We start from the raw sequence: 16623 nt of genomic DNA, 5'->3' as shown, positions 1-16623 counted from the left end.
GCGCATAGACATCAGGGTGCGCTGGCTCAGAGATACCTGGCCCACATCGTGTTCGAGAATTTCCCTGCCGGGTCCAGCGCCCGCTTCACGCGCCTGAACGCCTCGACTTCGGGATAGGCCCGCTCGAACTGCGCCTTCGTCGCATGCAGCTGGTAGGGAAGGTAGTAGCGGCCGCCATGACGCAAGGCCGCATCGATCATCGCCCGCGTCCACTCGCCCACGGCGGCACAGGCTGCCGCGCTGGTCTGCTGCTTGTAATAGACCACGAAGGAAAATACTTCCTCCTTCGCCCAGGGCAAGAGCGGTACCGGATCGGCTTGCGCGTGCCGCACCGAGACGTTCAGCACCTGCGCGCCATGCCCCCGGATCAGCGCCGCCATCTCGCGCGCGAACGCCTCGAATCCGGCCACCGGGATGAAGTACTCCTGCAGGGCATAGGTCGATACCGCGCGCGATGCCGGTTCGAGTTCCTTGACGTCCAGGCTGGCCTCATGGTTGCGCCACTTCACCACGCCCGCCGACCGCAGCAACGGGTGCAGCACATGCATGACCAGCAGATCGCCGAAGGGCGCTTCGGTCGCCACCTGCAGCGCGGCGTGACTGACGCGATAGTGCTGGCCACGCGGGACCAGGCGCGCGGTTTCGGTCAGGGCTTTGCCGGTGCGGCGCCACGACACGGCCACCGGCGCATCGAAGTGGGGGGCAGCAGGTCAGCGTTATGCATGACGACATCGGGCGCATCGCGCACCTGCCGCGTGAAGTAGGCGCGATAGCTGTCCAGGGTGAGCGGCACGACCTGGCGTTCGATGCGGCAGTTCTCCGCTAAATCGAGTTCCACCTCGACGATCACACCGGCGGCGCCATAGCCGCCGACAGCCGCGCGGAACAGTTCCGTGTTCTCGCCTGGGCTCGCGTCGACGATGGCGCCGTCGGCCAGCACCATGCGCAGCGCCCTGACCGTACTGCCTACCGGGCCGGTGTTGGTGTAGCGCCCGTGCGCATTGACGGAGACGGCGCCGCCGATCGTGAAGTTCGAATAGCTTTGCATGCTCTTGACCGAAAGACCGGCGGGATCGAGTACGTCCTGCAGGTCGCGCCAGGTCATGCCGGCCTGTACCCGCACCCAGCGCGCCGTACGGTCGACGTGCAGCAGGCGGTTCATGCGCCGCATGTCGAGATGCAGTCCGAGCGCGGCCGCGGTCTGCCCGCCCATGCTGTACCGGCCTCCGCCGATCGCGACCTTGCCGTCCCATGCCCCGACTTCGCGCGCCACCTGCTCGGTCGATTCGGGAACCGCGATGCGGGCCACTTCGACCGGATAGAGCTGGCTGATATTGGCGACCGCAAAGGAAGGACGGGCCAGCGCGGAGAGAGGGCTTAGGGCAAGCAAGCCCGCGGTGGCCAGGGACTGGGCAAGAAAGGTGCGGCGGGTCGTCGGCATGAGCATGGGCGGCGGGTGGATAGTGCACGCATCCTAGCACCGGCTTTGCGCCGGAATGCCCGCCGATCCGCCCGCATGGCGCGAGTCGTGGAAACCGCGTCCCTGGGTCGCGCCGCTCGCTACCTGGCGGCGGCGTCGCGTGTGGCCGGTATGGCCAGCCAGTCGCTATACTCGGCCAACAAAGGAGAAACGATGCAAGACCAAGAGAAGCATGCGATGGCGGAACTGGCGTTCAAGCTGGGCCGCATTACCCGCCAGGCGATGTACCAGGCGGCCGAGGCGCAGCAAGCGCCGGACCTGTCGAAAATTGCTGCGGAGGTGCTGGAGCTGGGGGAGGCCCAGATCGCCCCCGAGATATTGATGATGTTCGTGGCGGGCTTCCATGAAACCGACCCCAGGCCCGAGCGCCGGAAGACGACAATTCCGGGCGCCGAACGGGAGTAGGCTGGGGTTTTGAGGCCGGGAGCCTCAAAACGAAGGCGCCCACGTTCATTTCATCGGCAATTCTTCACTTCCGCCGACGACACCGCATCGGCCACCGACACGATCCTGTCCCGCGCCGCCGCCTCGATATCGCGGAAGCGGTAGCTGTAGCGCGTGGTCTGGGGTCCGCGCGGCGTGATGCGGGCGCTGTGCACGCCCTGCTTGTTCAGCTGCGCCAGCAGGGCCTGGGCGCCGCTCTCGGTCTTGAACACGCCCAGCGAGATTGCCCACTTCATGGGCGAATCCCCCGACATGATGAAGAAATTCGTGACGCCCAGCTCGCGCAGCTCGCCGGCCTTGCGATCGGCCGCGTCCTTGCTGGCCTGGGGCGGGATGTTGACCAGGTAGCTGGTCACGTCCTGGGCCTGCACCGTCTGGCGCGACTGGCGCTCGCCCAGGTCCAGCGCGGCCAGGCGCGATTCGAAGCGCTTCGACTCACCGGCGCTGAAGGTGCCGACGTCGATGCAGGCCAGTGGCTTTGCGGGAGCAGCGGGTGCCGGCGTGCTCGCTTCTTCGGCAGCGGCGGCCGGTGCGCTGGCCTGTGCTGCGGCCGCCGCCGGCGTCTTCGCGGCCTCGGCCTGTTCGCTGGTCAGCAGCGTCAGCCTGCCGGCTTCGAGCTGGGGCTTGATGCGCGCGCGTTCCTCGTCGCTGCCCTTGTTCGAGCCCATGAAGCCCTGCGCGTAGGCGAACAGGGCGGCGTTCAGGAACAGCAGCGACCAGAAGACGAATCTCAACACAGCGTTTTCCTATGATGAAGTGGGGGCGAGGGCGGCCGCGTGCAGGCCGACCAGCACGATATTATCCAGCATCCGGCAGGGCAGGGACAAAGCCGGCGCCACATGGCCCGCCGCGCCGCCCGAGACGATGCACAATTCCGCCGGCAGGGCGGCGAAGGCGCGCTCGATGGCGCCGGCCTGGGCCGCGATGCAGCCGGAGCGGATCGCGTCCAGCGTGTTGTCGGCAAAGCTCGGGGGCAGCGTGGCTGCGGCGCTGGTCTCGGGCAGCTGCGCGGTGCCGCGCGCCAGCGAGGACAGCATCAGGCCCAGGCCAGGCAGGATCATCCCGCCGACGAAGTCGCCGCCTGCCGTGACGCCGTCCACCGTGGTCGCGGTGCCGCAAGTGGCGACCACCAGCGCCTTGCCGGGAACCAGGGCGCGCGCGCCCAGCGCGGCGGCGAAGCGGTCCGCGCCCAGCTGGGCCGGATTGCGGTAGCGGTTGCGCAGGCCGGCCAGCTCGGCCTGCGCGCCGAACCACTCCGGCAGCGCTACCGGCAGCAGCGCCGCCAGCTTGTCGCGCATGGCGGCGCCGGCCACGTTCGACACGATTGCGCGCGTCACGGCATGCCCGGCCCAGGCGGCGGCCAGGCTGTCCAGCTCCGCATGCACCACGGCGCCGTGCGCAAGCCAGTCGCCCGCGGCGGCGCCTTCCTGCGCGATGGCCCACTTGACCCGGGTATTGCCTGCGTCGACCATCAGCATCGTCATCGCCTCAGCCCTTGATGCGCAGCGAGACGTCGCCGGCGACGATCGTCATGCGGCCGCTTTCGGTGTCCAGCAGCAGGCGCCCGGCATCGTCGACGCCGGCGGCCAGGCCCTCTTGCAGCACCTCGCCGCGGTCGAGGATGGTGACCAGCTGGCCCTGCCAGCCGTGCAGCAGGTTCCAGCGCGCGCTGAAGGCGGCAAAGCCGCTCTTGTCGAACAGGCGCAGGGCCTCGGCAAGGCCGTCCAGGATGGCGGCCAGCAGGGTGTCGCGCTCCATGCGCGCCAGCCAGGGCACGGCGGCGACCGAGCGGCCGATCTGCTGTTCCAGCTCGTCCGGCATGGCCAGGTTCAGGCCGATGCCGATCACGGCCCAGACGCCGCCGCTATCCGCGGACGCGGTTTCGACCAGGATGCCGGCCAGCTTGTCGCCGTCCTTCAGCACATCGTTCGGCCATTTCAATTGGACCGGCTGGCCGAGCCGGGCGAGGGTCTCGGCCAGCGCCGTGCCGACCGCCAGCGGTAGCCCGGTCAGCTTCTGCACGCCGCCCTCGAACTTCCAGGCCAGCGAAAAGGTGAGCGAGTGGCCGGGCGCCGACAGCCAGCTGCGTCCGGCGCGGCCGCGGCCCGCGGTCTGGTGCTCGGCCACCAGCAGCAGCGGCGCTTCCAGCGTCGAAGCGCGCGCGAGCAGGTCGGCGTTGGTCGAGCCGGTCTCCGCGACGACTTCGACGGCGACCCCGGCGTGGGACAGCGCCATGATCTGCTGCGCGTTCATGCGGCCTCCTTTCGCGCCTTTTGCGGCGCGCGCGCGAACAGCGGATCGAACAGGAAGTCCGGCAGCACGCGCAGCAGTCTGGCGGCGAGTCCCATCTGCCAGGGGATCACGCGAAAGCTCGCGCCGGCCTCGATGGCGCGCACGGCTTGGGCCGCGAAGCGTCCGGCCGGCATCAGGAAGGGCATGGGGAAACGGTTATTGCTGGTCATGGGTGTATCGATGTAGCCGGGCGCGATGGTCACGACCCGGATGCCGCAAGGGCGCATTTCGAGGCGCAGCGATTCGGCATAGCTGTGCACCGCCGCCTTCGAGGCGCAGTAGGCGCCGGCGCCGCGCATGCCGCGCACGCCCGCCATGCTGCCGATCGCCACCAGCCGGCGCATGCCGGCCTGGGTTTTCATCGTGCCGATGAAGGGCGCGAAGGTGGCGATGGTGGCGCTGAGGTTGGTGGCGAACACGGAGTCGAACAGCGGCAGGTCCTCGGGCCGCTCGGTCAGGGTGCCGTGCGAAATGCCGGCCGAGGCGATCACGACGTCGGCGCCCTGGTTCACGGCGATGAAATCCCGCGCGGCCCTCGCCAGCGCCGCGTGGTCGGTGACGTCGACGGCCCAGGCGCGATGGCGTTCGGGATGGGGGAGAGTGGCGATCAGTGCTTCGAGCGCGTCGCGGCGGCGCGCCAGCAGGCCGAGCACGGCGCCTTGCGCCGCATACTCGCGCGCCAGGGCGGCGCCGATGCCGCTGGACGCGCCGGTGATGAACACGCGCAGCGGGGTGTTGGCGCGGCTCGCCGCGGGACTCATTGCCTGGCCTTGCCCACCAGGTAGTCCATCACCTGCAGCACCACCTGGTGCTGCTGCGCCTCGCTGCGCGCTTCGCCGGCGGCGATGGCGCTTTCGTTGGCATGCGAGGGCGAAGTCAGGTAACGGCCGCCGATCGCGATCATCGGCCAGCGGTCGATATGGTAAGTATCCATCATGGCGTCCGCGCGGCGCAGGCGCTGCTGGATGCCGAAGGAGCGGTAGGTGTCGATGAACTTCGCGCGGTCGATGCCGTTCTTCGCGATCCAGTCGAACACCTGCTCGTCGCTGTTCAGGCGCAGGCGGTCGACGTGCATGGCGGCGAACACCTTGTCGTGGAAGCGATCGGCAAGGCCCATCGCTTCCAGCGTGAAGAACAGGCGCTGCTGCGGCGCCACGTTGGCGTCGCGCGAGACGTGCACGCGCTTGAAGACGATCCTGTCGCCCTGCTGCCTGACCCATTCGGCAAGGACAGGTTCGAAGGCGTAGCAGTGCGGGCAGTAATACGCGAAGAACTCGATCACTTCGACCTTGCGGCCGGCATCAAGGGGAAGAGGCGAGGGCAGGGTCAGGTACTCGACCCCGTCCTTCGGTTCAGTGGCAGCAGCAGCGGCAGGCAGGGCAATCGAGCCGGCCGTGGCCAAACCGAGCAGGGAAGCGCAGAACAGGCGGCGGCTCGTCATGAATGGCCCGCTCAGCGCTGGTTGCGCACGATGGCGACGTCGACGCCGCTGTCGAGCAGCTTGGCGCGCGCCTTGTTCATCGCTTCGACCTGGTTGTACGGGCCGAGGCGCACGCGGTGCAGCACGCCGCTGTCGCTGGTGCGGTCGCTGATCGCGGCTTCGAAGCCGAGCAGGGCCAGCTTGGCGCGGGTGGCTTCGGCGTCCGGCATCTCGCGGAAGGCGCCGGCCTGCAGGTAGTAGATGTAGTCGCCGCTGGCGGCAGCGGGGGCCGGCGCGGCCGCGACGGCGGTCGGCGGTGCGGCGGGCGCGGCCAGCGGATGCGCGTCGCGCGCGGCCGGGTGGGCTTGGGCGGCCGTCGAGGCAGACACTGGCTGCCTCGACTCCATGCTGGCGATCGCCTGGCCCAGCGGATCGGCCGCCGCAGCCGGTGCGGCCGGCGCCGCCGGTTCGGCCGGCTTCGCGCTGCGCGCCGCCGCCTTCTCGGTCACTTCCTTGTTGGCCTCGCGCGCGGCGTCGCGGTTGGCGTACATCGGCTTGTTCGGATCCATCGCCTGGCCCGGCGCCGGGTCGGCGGGACGGCCGGCCTTGGCGGTCTTTTCCGTGAACGGCGAGGCGCCCTTGGTGATCGTCAGGGCCACGGCGACAGCGATGCCGAGGCCGACGATCAGGCCGATGATCAGGCCGGTGAGCGTGCTGCCGCGCTGGCGCGCGAGCGCATGGATGCTGCGGCTGCGTGCCATTACATTTTCTCCGGCGCCGAGACGCCGATCAGCGCGAGGCCGTTGCGCAGCACCTGGCGCACAGCCAGGGCCAGGGCCAGGCGCGCCAGCTTCAGCGCTTCGTCGTCGTCGAGCAGCCACTTGTGCGCGAAGTAGTAGCTGTGCAGCTCGCCGGCCAGCTCGCGCAGGTAGAACGCGACCTGGTGCGGGCCCAGTTCCGACTGGGCGCGCTGCAGCATTTCGGGGAACTCGGCCAGCTTGGCCAGCAGGCTGGCTTCGTGCGGCTGGGTCAGCGGCGAGAGGTCGGCGTTCGCCAGGCCGGCGAGGTCGCCGCCCCAGTTGGCCAGCGCCGAGCAGATGCGGGCGTGGGCGTACTGCACGTAGTACACCGGGTTCTCGTCGTTGGTGGCCAGCGCGACGTCGACGTCGAACACGAACTCGGTGTCGGCCTTGCGCGAGATGAGGAAGAAGCGCACGGCGTCGCGGCCGCGGGTGACGTCGCCGTTGCCCGACCATTCGATCAGGTCGCGCACGGTCACGTAGGAGCCGGCGCGCTTGGAGATCTTGACCTCTTCGCCGTTCTTCATGACGGTGACCATCTTGTGCAGCACATAATCAGGATAACCGCGCGGGATACCAAGATTTACCGCCTGCAGGCCGGCGCGCACGCGCGCGATGGTGCCGTGGTGGTCGCTGCCCTGGACGTTGATGGCCTGGTCGAAGCCGCGCTTGAATTTCTGGATGTGGTAGGCGACGTCCGGCACGAAATAGGTGAAGGTGCCGTCGGACTTGCGCATCACGCGGTCCTTGTCGTCGCCGTAGTCGGTGGTCTTCAGCCACAGCGCGCCATCCTGCTCGTAGGTGACGCCGGCGTCGACCAGCGCCTGCACGGCGGCGGCCACCTTGCCGTCGGCGTACAGCGAGGACTCCAGGTAGTAATTGTCGAACTTGACGCCGAAGGCCTGCAGATCCTGGTCCTGCTCGTTGCGCAGGTAGGTGACGGCGAAGCGGCGGATCGATTCGAGGTCATTGGTGTCGCCGGAGGCGGTGGCCGGCTGGCCGTCGCTGGCCGAGACGGTTTTCTTCGCCATGAAGTCGTCGGCGATGTCCTGGATATAGTCGCCGTTGTAGGCCGACTCCGGCCACTCGAGGTCGCCCGGGCGGAAGCCGCGCGCGCGCGCCTGCACCGAATTGGCCAGGGTGAGGATCTGCACGCCGGCGTCGTTGTAGTAGAACTCGCGGGTCACCTTGTGGCCCTGCGACTCGAACAGCGCGGACAGCGAATCGCCCAGCGCGGCCTGGCGGCCGTGGCCGACGTGCAGCGGGCCGGTCGGATTGGCCGAGACGAATTCGATGATCACGTGGTGGCCATCGCCGCCGGTGCCGCGGCCGAAGGCTGGACCCTGCTGCAGGACGGTGCGGACCACCGACTGCTTGGCGGCGTCGGCCACGCGCAGGTTGATGAAGCCCGGACCCGCGATCTCGGCCGAGGCGATCAGGCCCTGCGCGTTCGGATCGGCCTGCAGGGCGGCGACCAGGCGCGTGGCCAGTTCGCGCGGATTGGTCTTCAGCGGCTTGGCCAGCTGCATCGCGATGTTGCAGGCGATGTCGCCATGGGTCGGGTCGCGCGGACGTTCGAGCGCAATATTCGGCGTTAAATCGCTGCCAGCAATGATCGGGGCAAGGGCGGCCTGGAACAGGGCAACGATTTCTTGTTTTTGTTGGGCGAGCATGGACTGTGGTCGAAAAGGAAATAGTCTGGAGGGATGCTCCTCATTATACTGGTTTGACGCAATGCGGAATACGCCCTGGAGCTTGCTCCAAAGCTTCGTTTAAGCCTGCGCAACGCTTAACCGCTACAATGTGCGTCTTTATGCATTGTCCGATTCGCCATGACTGAAAAGCGCCCGACGCTCACCCTGAAACCCAAGGCCGCGGCCAAATCCGCCGGCCCCGCGCGGCCCCAGGCCAAGGGAGGTCCGGGCAAGAGCGCGGGCGGCCCGCGCGGCCCATCGCCGCAGGGACGCCCTTCGGCGGCGATCCCGCAAGCCAAGGCCCCGTCCGCCGTCGACGAAGCCCCGCGCCTGCGCCAGAGCCACGAAGTCGTGGTGCCGGCCCAGCTCGATTTTCGCCCCGACCTGAAAACCGATTCGCTGGCCTTCGCCCTGCTCGGCGCGGCCAGCACCCTGGCACGCGTGCGCACCGGCACCGCGCTGCCGCAGGCGCTGGCCGAGGTGTTCCAGGCCTATGGCGCGACCCCGCAGGCGCGCGGCGCGATGCAGGACATCGCCTACCGCAGCATGCGCCAGCTGGGCCGCAGCGAAACCCTGCTGGGCATGATGACCAGCAAAGCGCCGGAGCCCGCCATGCTGGCCGGCCTGCTGTGCGCGGCGCTGGCCCTGCTCGATCCGCCGGAAGGCAAGCAGGCGCCCTACGAAGCCTTCACCGTGGTCGACCAGGCGGTCGGCGCGGCCGCGAGCCACCCCGATTTCGCGCACGCCAAGGCGATGGTGAACGCGGTGCTGCGGCGTTTCCTGCGCGAGCGCGAAGCCTTGTTGAACACCGTGCTGGCGCAGCCGCTGGCGCGCTGGAATTATCCGCAATGGTGGATCGATGCGGTGCGCACGGCCTATCCGCAGCAGTGGCAGGACGTGCTCCAGGCCGGCAACCGCCAGCCGCCGCTGACCCTGCGCGTCAACCAGCGCAAGACCAGCGTCGACGATTACCTGCAGACCCTGGCCGCGGCCGGCATCGAGGCCAGCCGCGTCGGACCGGGCGCGCTGCGCCTGGCGCAAGCGATGAACGTGGCGCAGATTCCCGGCTTCGAACAGGGCCTGGTGTCGGTACAGGACGCCGGCGCCCAGCTGGCCGCGCCGCTGCTCGACCTGCGCGACGGCATGCGCGTGCTGGACGCCTGCGCCGCCCCGGGCGGCAAGAGCGGCCACATCCTCGAGACCGCCGACGTCAAGCTGACGGCGCTGGACGTGGACGGCCGCCGCCTGGCGCGGGTCGACCAGAACCTGCAGCGCCTGGGCCTGCAAGCCACCGTCAAAACCGGCGCCGCCGAGAACGCGGACTGGTGGGACGGCGTGCACTACGACCGCATCCTGGCCGACGTGCCGTGCACGGCGTCGGGCATCGTGCGGCGCCATCCGGACATCCGTTGGTTGCGTCGCAAGAGCGATACCCACCAACTTGCAACACTTTCCACCAAAATACTCGACAACCTTTGGCAGATGCTGCGGCCCGATGGTAAATTGCTGTTTGTGACATGTTCGCTCTGGCCTCAGGAATCGGAAGCGCAGGCAGCCGCCTTTGCGGCACGCCATGACGCGGTCCGCCTCGATGCGCCGGGCCAGCTTCTTCCAACGAGCGGTGCCGGGCAGGATCATGATGGTCTGTTCTACGCCCTGTTCCAGAAGGCCGGGGCGTGAGACTTCCCGATAACACGCTTTTTTAAGGTTCCGGCCCTAGTGACTGCTCGATTCTTTCGCCTGCTCGTTTGCCAGCTGCTGCTGGTCTTCGCCTGCGCCAGCGCGCAGGCGGCCGAGGGGATCGAGATCACCCGGGCCGGCATCGAAGCCTCCGACGACGGCTACCGCCTCAACGCCACTTATTCCTTCGACCTGCCCGGCGGTCTCGAACAGGCCGTGATGCACGGCATTCCCCTGCATTTCACCACCGAGATCGAGCTGACCCGGCCGCGCTGGTGGTGGACCGACGACAAGGCCGTGTCCAAGCGCCGCACCGTGCGCCTGCACTACGACCTGCTGACGCGCCAGTACACCGTGCAGGTGATCGGCGGCGCCCAGCAAAGCGGCGGTCTCCAGGTCAGCTACCAGACCCTGGATGAGGCGCTGCTGTCGATCCGGCGCCCGAACCGCTGGCTGATCGCGTCCAGGGGCGAGCTCAAGCCCGGCGAAGTCTACAACGTCACCCTGCGCATGTTCATGGACCGCGATTACCTGCAGAAGCCGCTCCAGGTGGATGCCTTCAACAATTCCGACCTGCGCCTGGCGTCGCACAAGAAGACCTTTACCTACCGGGCGGAATAAACCGTGACCCAGGTACTGCGCTACGCACTCGTGATCGGCAGCGCGATCGGTTCGATCCTGCTGTTCCTGCTCGCCTCCGCCTCCGACAACTCGGGCTTCCTCGACCGTAACTACTCCTGGCTGCTGGGACTGAACGCCGCCGTCACCGGCGCGCTGCTGATCCTGGTGATCGTCGCGCTGACCCGCCTGTACGCGCGCTACAAGGCCGGCAAGTTCGGCTCGCGCCTGATGGCCCGCCTGATGCTGCTGTTCGCCGGCATCGGCATCCTGCCGGGGCTCCTGATCTTCATGGTCTCGGTGCGCTTCGTGTCGCACTCGATCGACTCCTGGTTCGACGTCAAGATCGAGGCCGCGCTGGACTCCGGCCTGAAACTGGGGCAGGCCGCGCTGGACGAATCGAAGTCGCAGCTGGGCGCCACCGCGAACACCATCGCCGCCACCCTGGCCGGCCAGGACCAGGCCAATGCGCGCGCGATCCTGACCCGCCTGGTCAGCGGCGAGACCGGCATGCAGAGCGCGCTGCTGGTATCGGCCGAGGGCCAGGTGCTGGCGTCTGCCGCCGAGGACCCGCAGGTCGACCTGACGCCGGACCTGCCGACCCCGCAGATCCTCAAGCGCGCCGCGCTGCCGGGCGGCTATACGCAGTCCGAAGGCAGCGCCGAACGCGAGTTCCGCGACTTCCAGAACGGCGGCGCGCCCACCGGCCTGGACATGGCCACCGGCCTGCGCCTGCGCGCGGTGGTGGCGGTGCCGGAGCCGCCGGGCACGGCGCCGCGCTACCTGCAGCTGATGCAGTCGGTGCCGGTCAACCTGGCCTCGAATGCCCAGGTGCTGCAGGATGCCTACAGCACCTACCAGAACCGCGACTTCTCGCGCCGGGGCCTGCGCAAGATGTACATCGAGACCCTGACACTGACCCTGCTGCTGGCGATCTTCTCCGCCATCGGCAGTGCCTTCCTCATCGCCGGCAACCTGGCGCAGCCGCTGCTGGTGCTGGCCGAAGGCACGCGCGCGGTGGCCGAGGGCGACCTCTCGCCGCGCCCGATCGTCGAGACCAGCGACGAACTCGGCACGCTGACGCAATCCTTCAACGCCATGACCGGCCAGCTGTTCGAGGCGCGTTCCGCGGTCGAGCGCAACCGCTCCGCGCTGGAAAGCGCCAAGGCCCACCTGGAGTCGGTGCTGGCCAACATGTCGGCTGGCGTGGTCGTGATGGACGCCGACGGCGTGGTGGTCAACTCGAACGAGGCCGTGCACCGCATCCTGCAGGTGGACGCGAACGCGCTGGCGGGCCATCCGCTGGATGCGATCGAGGGCCTGGAAGCCTTCGCCAGCGCCGTCACGCGCGCCTTCTCGGCCCAGAGCGCGGCGCAGAGCGCGCATTCCACCGCACGCCACGGACGCCGCCAGGGCGACCTGCGCACGCACTGGCAGCAGCAGATCGAAGTGCCGCGCCGGCCCGGCACCACCGACGACCACGACCTGACCCTGCTGGCGCGCGGCTCGCGCCTGCCGGTGGGCGTGGGCAGCGGCTTCATCGTGGTGTTCGACGATATCTCCGACGTGATCTCGGCCCAGCGCTCGGTGGCCTGGGGCGAGGTGGCGCGGCGCCTGGCGCACGAGATCAAGAACCCGCTGACGCCGATCCAGCTGTCGGCCGAGCGCATGCAGATGAAGCTGGCCGACCGCCTGGATGCGGACGGCGCCGCGCTGCTGAAGAAGGGCACCGACACCATCGTCACGCAGGTCGACGCCATGAAGCGCATGGTCGACGACTTCCGCGATTACGCCAAGGCGCCGCCGGCGGTGCTGCATCCGCTCGACCTGAACGACCTGATCTCGCAGATCCTGAACCTCTACCTGGCCGGCGACGGCTCGGACGTCATCCACGCCGCATTGGGCGCCAGGCTGCCGCCGGTGCTGGGCGACGCCACCCAGCTGCGCCAGGTGATCCACAACCTGCTGCAGAACGCCCAGGACGCGCTGGCCGACGCCCCGCCGCCGAACGGCGATGCACCGCGCATCGACGTCGTCACCGAAGTCATTCACTACGAGGGCGCGGACGGCGCCGCCGGCACCGCGGTGCGCCTGGCGATCGTCGACAACGGCCCCGGCTTCGCGCCGAAAATCCTGTCGCGCGCCTTCGAACCCTATGTCACATCGAAGGCCCGCGGCACCGGCCTGGGCCTGCCGATGGTCAAGAAGATCGTCGACGAACACGGTGGCCGCATCGACGTTGCCAACCGCGCGGACGGATCTGGCGCTTCGGTATCGATTTTGCTGTTAAAGTTAGCACCCGAGGCGAACTTGGCCGAAGTGTAATTCGCGCTTAGAATCTGGGCTGTGAGGGTCAGACAGGAAGGCAATACAGAATGGCGAACATACTCGTAGTTGACGATGAAATGGGAATTCGCGAGCTGCTCTCGGAGATCCTCGGCGACGAGGGCCACGTGGTGCAGCTGGCCGAGAACGCGCAGCAGGCCCGTGTCGCACGCCAGCAGGGCGCGCCCGACCTGGTGCTGCTCGACATCTGGATGCCGGACACCGACGGCGTCACGCTGCTCAAGGAATGGCAGCGCGATGGCTTGCTCACCATGCCGGTCATCATGATGTCCGGGCACGCGACGATCGATACCGCGGTCGAGGCGACCCGCATCGGCGCGCTGAACTTCCTCGAAAAGCCGATCGCCCTGCAAAAGCTGCTCAAGGCCGTGCAGCAGGGGCTGACCCGCGCCCAGGAAGTGGCGCGCGCGCCGGCCATCGCGCCGCGCCCGGCTGTGGCCAGCGCCCCCGTGCCCGAGCCGAGCATCCCGAGCGCGCCGATGTACGCGGCCCAGCCGCCGCAGAACGGCGCGATCGGCATCGCCCGCCCGGTCAGCAACGGCGAGGCGCATGCGCATGGCTACACGCTGTCCTTCGACCTGCCGCTGCGCGAGGCGCGCGACGCCTTCGAGCGCATGTATTTCGAGCACCATCTCGGCCGCGAAGGCGGTTCGATGACCCGCGTGGCCGAAAAGACCGGCCTCGAACGCACCCACCTGTACCGCAAGCTCAAGCAGCTGGGCGTCGAACCCGGCAAGCTGGGCAAGAAGAACGCCGCGCAATGACCTCGCATGCTCCCGTGACCGTCACCTTGGTCACGGGTTCTTCGGCGGTGCTGCGCGAGCAGGCGATCTTCGATCTGCTTCAGTTGTCAAGCTTGTACCATGATGGTGCAAAATCCGCAGTGATTCTCGAAGGCCTCGCCACGGGAACTTCCCCCCTCGACACCCTACCTGCGCATGTCCTGTTCGCGCGCATTGCCCCCGGCTGCCTGTGCTGCGACGGCAACCTGGTTTTGCGTGTAACATTAAATCGCATGCTGCGCCCACGCCCGGAACGTCTTTTCATCGGTGTCGCCCGCAGCGAGCATCTTGATCAGTTGCGATCGTGGCTGCAGGCCGAGCCATACGATCAGCTGCTAAGGCTAACTCCCGACCATAGGACCGCGCCTACAGCTCCTCAGGCAATTCCGGATACTTGAAATCGGTTGAGACAGCCCCACCTCAGCATTGAAGTGGAAGGCAATCCTTGTTGGTAGCCCGCCGCCGGGCACCATGCTTCGCCAATCTGATCGAGTGAAGGAGTCATCATGAACATGATCTACAACAGCGAGCAATATAGCGTCGTCGAGTTTGGCGTCGATCACAACCTCGAAGCCCTGCGCTTCGGCGGCTACGAGATCGTCGACAAGTCCGGCCGTCGCGAAGCATTCATCGGCGGCAAACTGGCGCAATCGTTCCGTCGCGACGTGAACAACCTGATTGCAAGCGAGCCGACGATGGAAGAGATCGACGAGTTCCTGGGTTCCTACGATACCCTGATGAGCCAGCCGGTCGTCCTGCATTGACACCCGCATCGCTCCGGGCCTGTCGCCTGCGCTCACTGTAAGGCGGGGCCCGGCAGCCGGCACATGGTGTTAAGCTTCTCTCATGTGTCAATTACTCGCCATGAATTGCAATGTCCCGACTGACATTGTCTTCAGCTTTACCGGCTTCGCCCACCGCGGCGGCCGCACCGATACCCACCACGACGGCTGGGGCATCGCCTTCTTCGAGGGCGCCGGGGTCCGCCATTTCGTCGACCACCAGGCCGCCATCGCCTCGCCGATCGCCGAACTGATCAAGCAGTACCCGATCAAGTCGCTGAACGTCATCGCCCATATCCGCAAGGCCACGCAAGGACAGGTCGCGCTGGAAAACTGCCATCCCTTCGTGCGCGAGCTGTGGGGCCGCTACTGGGTGTTCGCCCACAACGGCGACCTCAAGGATTTCACGCCGGTGCTGGACGGTCCTTTCCGCCCGGTCGGCAACACCGACAGCGAACGCGCCTTCTGCTTCCTGCTGCAGCAGCTGCGCGAACGCTTCGGCGACCGCATGCCCGCGATGCCGGCCCTGCGCGCGGCCATCCGCGACCTGGTGCAGGTGATCGCGCGCCACGGCACCTTCAACATGATGCTGTCGGATGGCACGGCGATGTTCGCCCATTGCTCGACCAAACTGTGCTACATCGTGCGCCAGTATCCCTTCGACAAAGCCTGCCTCGCCGACGAGGATCTGTCGGTCGATTTTTCGCAGGTGACGACGCCGAACGACCGGGTCGCCATCATCGTCACCGCGCCGCTCACGACCAACGAAACCTGGACCGAATTCGCACCCGGCGAGCTGAAGGTCTTCGTCGATGGGTGGCCGTTGTCGGAATAATCTGAATGTGATCGTATTGGCACGTTTTTGGCAGGAAATTAATGCCTAAAAGCCACTAAGCCGACGGAATGCGGTAAAGTAGCCCGGTGTACAAGCTGCCAACGAGTCCGAAATGACCGATACCCCGAGCCAGGATCAGGCCGAGCATCCCTTGCGGGTGCGTGATTTCTACCTGGGCCGCCAGCCCGTATTGGACCGCAACCAGTCGCTGTTCGGCTACGAGCTGCTGTTCCGCAGCACGCCGCTCGGCCAGGCCAACATCGGCGCCGGCACGCCGGCCGCGCCCATGCCGGGCCTGAGCGCCACCGCCACCGTCATCGCCCACGCCGCCCAGCTCGGCCTGGCGCGCGCGATCGGCGACGCCCACTGCTTCATCAACGTCGACGCCGACGTGCTCGGCAGCGACATCTACGCCTTCCTGCCGCGCGAGCGCACCGTGCTCGAACTCGCGCCTTCCGTGGCGCCCGACGACGCGGTGCTGGCGCGCATGGCCGAACTGGCCGGCCACGGCTTCCAGTTCGCCCTCGACGGCATCGGCGGCGCAGGCGCCAATGAAGCCGAGCGCCTGCAGAAGCTGCTGCCGCTGGCGCGCTTCGTGAAACTCGACGTGCGCAACAACCCGCAGCCGGCGCTGTCCGGCCTGGCGGCGCGCCTGCACGGCATGCACAAGACCGTGGTGGCCGACAAGGTCGAGACCCGCGACGAATACCAGGCCTGCATGGACCTCGGCATCGACCTGTTCCAGGGCTATTATTTCGCCCGTCCGTCGGTGCTGGGCGGGCGCAAGCTCTCGCCCTCGCAGCTGGCGGTGCTGGAGCTGATGAGCAAGGTCACCTCGGACGTCGACAACGCCGACATCGAACGCGCCGTGAAGCGCGACGTGACCGTGGCGATGAACCTGCTGCGCCTGGTGAACACGCCGGCCGTGGGCGCGCGCCAGCGCATCGATTCGGTGTCCCAGGCCCTGCTGGTGCTGGGCCGGCGCCAGCTGCAGCGCTGGCTGCAGATCATGCTGTACGCCGAGCCGGGCACGCGCGGCCACAACCAGACCCCGCTGCTGATGCTGGCCACCACGCGCGGCCGCCTGATGGAGCTGCTGGCCCAGCGCCTGCGCCCGGGCCAGCGCTACCTGTCCGAGATCGCCTTCACGGTTGGCATCATGTCGCTGATGGACGTCCTGTTCGGCATCCCGATGGCCGACATCGTCGAACAGATCCCGGTCAGCGACGAGATCGCCAATGCGCTGCTGCGCCGCAGCGGCTTCTTCGGCGAGCTGCTCAAGCTGGCCGAATGCATCGAGTCGCCCGATAGCCACGACAGCCAGGACGACGGCGTGCTGCCGGCCCTGCGCGGCCTGGCGATTTCGGGCGACGACATGGTCGAACTCGAGATGGCCGCGTTCCAGTGGAGTGACAGCGTAGTGCGCTACGCGATCTGAAGAGGGGTAGCG

The 16623-nt window shown here is 67.8% G+C and carries 18 protein-coding genes; 9 read left to right on the top strand and 9 right to left on the bottom strand.

The genetic code is table 11. The features are described 5' to 3' along the window. Positions 1-26: 26 nt before the first annotated feature. Together ACFPO9_RS22010 and ACFPO9_RS22005 are read right to left on the bottom strand one after the other, a co-directional pair. Complete coding sequence (locus tag ACFPO9_RS22010; protein ID WP_379774933.1) at positions 27-683, bottom strand: D-arabinono-1,4-lactone oxidase; 657 nt, start codon at positions 681-683, stop codon at positions 27-29. Beyond that, entirely contained in the window at positions 647-1390 is a 744-nt protein-coding gene (locus ACFPO9_RS22005) for an FAD-binding oxidoreductase (RefSeq protein ID WP_379774930.1), read from the bottom strand. Before ACFPO9_RS22005 ends, ACFPO9_RS22010 begins: the two co-directional genes overlap by 37 nt. A 243-nt stretch (positions 1391-1633) precedes the next feature. Here ACFPO9_RS22005 and ACFPO9_RS22000 point away from each other — a divergent pair, with 243 nt between their 5' ends. Beyond that, on the top strand, positions 1634-1885 hold the full coding sequence (locus ACFPO9_RS22000; protein ID WP_379774928.1) for a hypothetical protein: 252 nt from the start codon (positions 1634-1636) through the stop codon (positions 1883-1885). Positions 1886-1935: 50 nt separating this feature from the next. Here the strand turns inward: ACFPO9_RS22000 and ACFPO9_RS21995 are convergent, their stop codons facing one another. Genes ACFPO9_RS21995 through argS form a run of 7 tightly spaced genes read right to left on the bottom strand, consistent with a single transcriptional unit; the run spans position 1936 to position 8109 of the window. Further along, a complete protein-coding gene (locus ACFPO9_RS21995; protein WP_379774926.1) occupies positions 1936-2661 on the bottom strand; it encodes an SPOR domain-containing protein in 726 nt (241 codons plus the stop codon). 9 nt (positions 2662-2670) lie between these two features. After that, the gene (locus tag ACFPO9_RS21990; RefSeq protein WP_379774924.1) at positions 2671-3402 is read right to left on the bottom strand and encodes a type III pantothenate kinase; all 732 of its coding nucleotides are present in this window, start codon (positions 3400-3402) and stop codon (positions 2671-2673) included. A gap of 10 nt (positions 3403-3412) precedes the next feature. Beyond that, complete coding sequence (locus tag ACFPO9_RS21985) at positions 3413-4177, bottom strand: biotin--[acetyl-CoA-carboxylase] ligase (protein WP_379774921.1); 765 nt, start codon at positions 4175-4177, stop codon at positions 3413-3415. Continuing rightward, on the bottom strand, positions 4174-4977 hold the full coding sequence (locus ACFPO9_RS21980; protein ID WP_379774918.1) for an SDR family oxidoreductase: 804 nt from the start codon (positions 4975-4977) through the stop codon (positions 4174-4176). The genes ACFPO9_RS21985 and ACFPO9_RS21980 overlap by 4 nt, the downstream gene beginning before the upstream one ends. Continuing rightward, complete coding sequence (locus tag ACFPO9_RS21975; RefSeq protein ID WP_379774915.1) at positions 4974-5657, bottom strand: thiol:disulfide interchange protein DsbA/DsbL; 684 nt, start codon at positions 5655-5657, stop codon at positions 4974-4976. Before ACFPO9_RS21975 ends, ACFPO9_RS21980 begins: the two co-directional genes overlap by 4 nt. Before the next feature lie 11 nt (positions 5658-5668). Next, positions 5669-6397, bottom strand: a complete 729-nt coding sequence (locus ACFPO9_RS21970; protein WP_379774913.1) for an SPOR domain-containing protein — start codon at positions 6395-6397, stop codon at positions 5669-5671. Further along, positions 6397-8109: an arginine--tRNA ligase gene (gene argS, locus ACFPO9_RS21965; RefSeq protein WP_379774911.1), complete on the bottom strand. Its 1713-nt coding sequence runs from the start codon at positions 8107-8109 to the stop codon at positions 6397-6399. Before argS ends, ACFPO9_RS21970 begins: the two co-directional genes overlap by 1 nt. A gap of 159 nt (positions 8110-8268) precedes the next feature. On the opposite strand from argS, the gene rsmB reads away from it, so the two are divergent. The 8 genes from rsmB (at position 8269) to ACFPO9_RS21925 (ending at position 16611) form a co-directional block, all read left to right on the top strand. After that, complete coding sequence (rsmB, locus tag ACFPO9_RS21960; RefSeq protein WP_379774909.1) at positions 8269-9810, top strand: 16S rRNA (cytosine(967)-C(5))-methyltransferase RsmB; 1542 nt, start codon at positions 8269-8271, stop codon at positions 9808-9810. Positions 9811-9849: 39 nt separating this feature from the next. Continuing rightward, a complete protein-coding gene (locus tag ACFPO9_RS21955; RefSeq protein ID WP_379774906.1) occupies positions 9850-10431 on the top strand; it encodes a DUF4390 domain-containing protein in 582 nt (193 codons plus the stop codon). Between the two features lie 3 nt (positions 10432-10434). Continuing rightward, positions 10435-12753: a sensor histidine kinase gene (locus ACFPO9_RS21950; protein ID WP_379774903.1), complete on the top strand. Its 2319-nt coding sequence runs from the start codon at positions 10435-10437 to the stop codon at positions 12751-12753. Between the two features lie 50 nt (positions 12754-12803). Further along, positions 12804-13538 (top strand): response regulator, encoded by a 735-nt coding sequence (locus ACFPO9_RS21945; protein ID WP_379774900.1) that lies wholly within the window; start codon positions 12804-12806, stop codon positions 13536-13538. A gap of 14 nt (positions 13539-13552) precedes the next feature. Further along, positions 13553-13954 carry a GTPase gene (locus ACFPO9_RS21940; RefSeq protein WP_379774897.1) on the top strand — a complete coding sequence of 134 codons (402 nt, stop codon included), beginning with the start codon at positions 13553-13555 and terminating at the stop codon, positions 13952-13954. Between the two features lie 108 nt (positions 13955-14062). Next, positions 14063-14320, top strand: a complete 258-nt coding sequence (locus ACFPO9_RS21935; protein ID WP_230020237.1) for a BTH_I0359 family protein — start codon at positions 14063-14065, stop codon at positions 14318-14320. Between the two features lie 82 nt (positions 14321-14402). Beyond that, a complete protein-coding gene (locus tag ACFPO9_RS21930; protein ID WP_379774894.1) occupies positions 14403-15173 on the top strand; it encodes a class II glutamine amidotransferase in 771 nt (256 codons plus the stop codon). Between the two features lie 112 nt (positions 15174-15285). Further along, complete coding sequence (locus ACFPO9_RS21925; RefSeq protein WP_379774891.1) at positions 15286-16611, top strand: EAL and HDOD domain-containing protein; 1326 nt, start codon at positions 15286-15288, stop codon at positions 16609-16611. The last annotated feature ends 12 nt before the right edge of the window (positions 16612-16623 follow it).

The sequence above is a fragment of the Massilia aerilata genome, assembly GCF_042656905.1.
Classification (GTDB): Bacteria; Pseudomonadota; Gammaproteobacteria; order Burkholderiales; family Burkholderiaceae_D; genus Telluria; species Telluria aerilata.
The sequence above is the reverse complement of the archived record's forward strand: the minus strand, read 5'-3'. Positions and strand labels throughout refer to the sequence as shown.

Coding starts and splice junctions, on each gene's coding strand:
- ACFPO9_RS22000 (WP_379774928.1), top strand. CDS start 1,634: ATGCAAGACCAAGAGAAGCATGCGATGGCGGAACTGGCGTTCAAGCTG.
- ACFPO9_RS21990 (WP_379774924.1), bottom strand. CDS start 3,402: ATGCTGATGGTCGACGCAGGCAATACCCGGGTCAAGTGGGCCATCGCG.
- ACFPO9_RS21985 (WP_379774921.1), bottom strand. CDS start 4,177: ATGAACGCGCAGCAGATCATGGCGCTGTCCCACGCCGGGGTCGCCGTC.
- ACFPO9_RS21980 (WP_379774918.1), bottom strand. CDS start 4,977: ATGAGTCCCGCGGCGAGCCGCGCCAACACCCCGCTGCGCGTGTTCATC.
- ACFPO9_RS21975 (WP_379774915.1), bottom strand. CDS start 5,657: ATGACGAGCCGCCGCCTGTTCTGCGCTTCCCTGCTCGGTTTGGCCACG.
- ACFPO9_RS21970 (WP_379774913.1), bottom strand. CDS start 6,397: ATGGCACGCAGCCGCAGCATCCATGCGCTCGCGCGCCAGCGCGGCAGC.
- argS (WP_379774911.1), bottom strand. CDS start 8,109: ATGCTCGCCCAACAAAAACAAGAAATCGTTGCCCTGTTCCAGGCCGCC.
- rsmB (WP_379774909.1), top strand. CDS start 8,269: ATGACTGAAAAGCGCCCGACGCTCACCCTGAAACCCAAGGCCGCGGCC.
- ACFPO9_RS21945 (WP_379774900.1), top strand. CDS start 12,804: ATGGCGAACATACTCGTAGTTGACGATGAAATGGGAATTCGCGAGCTG.
- ACFPO9_RS21935 (WP_230020237.1), top strand. CDS start 14,063: ATGAACATGATCTACAACAGCGAGCAATATAGCGTCGTCGAGTTTGGC.
- ACFPO9_RS21930 (WP_379774894.1), top strand. CDS start 14,403: ATGTGTCAATTACTCGCCATGAATTGCAATGTCCCGACTGACATTGTC.
- ACFPO9_RS21925 (WP_379774891.1), top strand. CDS start 15,286: ATGACCGATACCCCGAGCCAGGATCAGGCCGAGCATCCCTTGCGGGTG.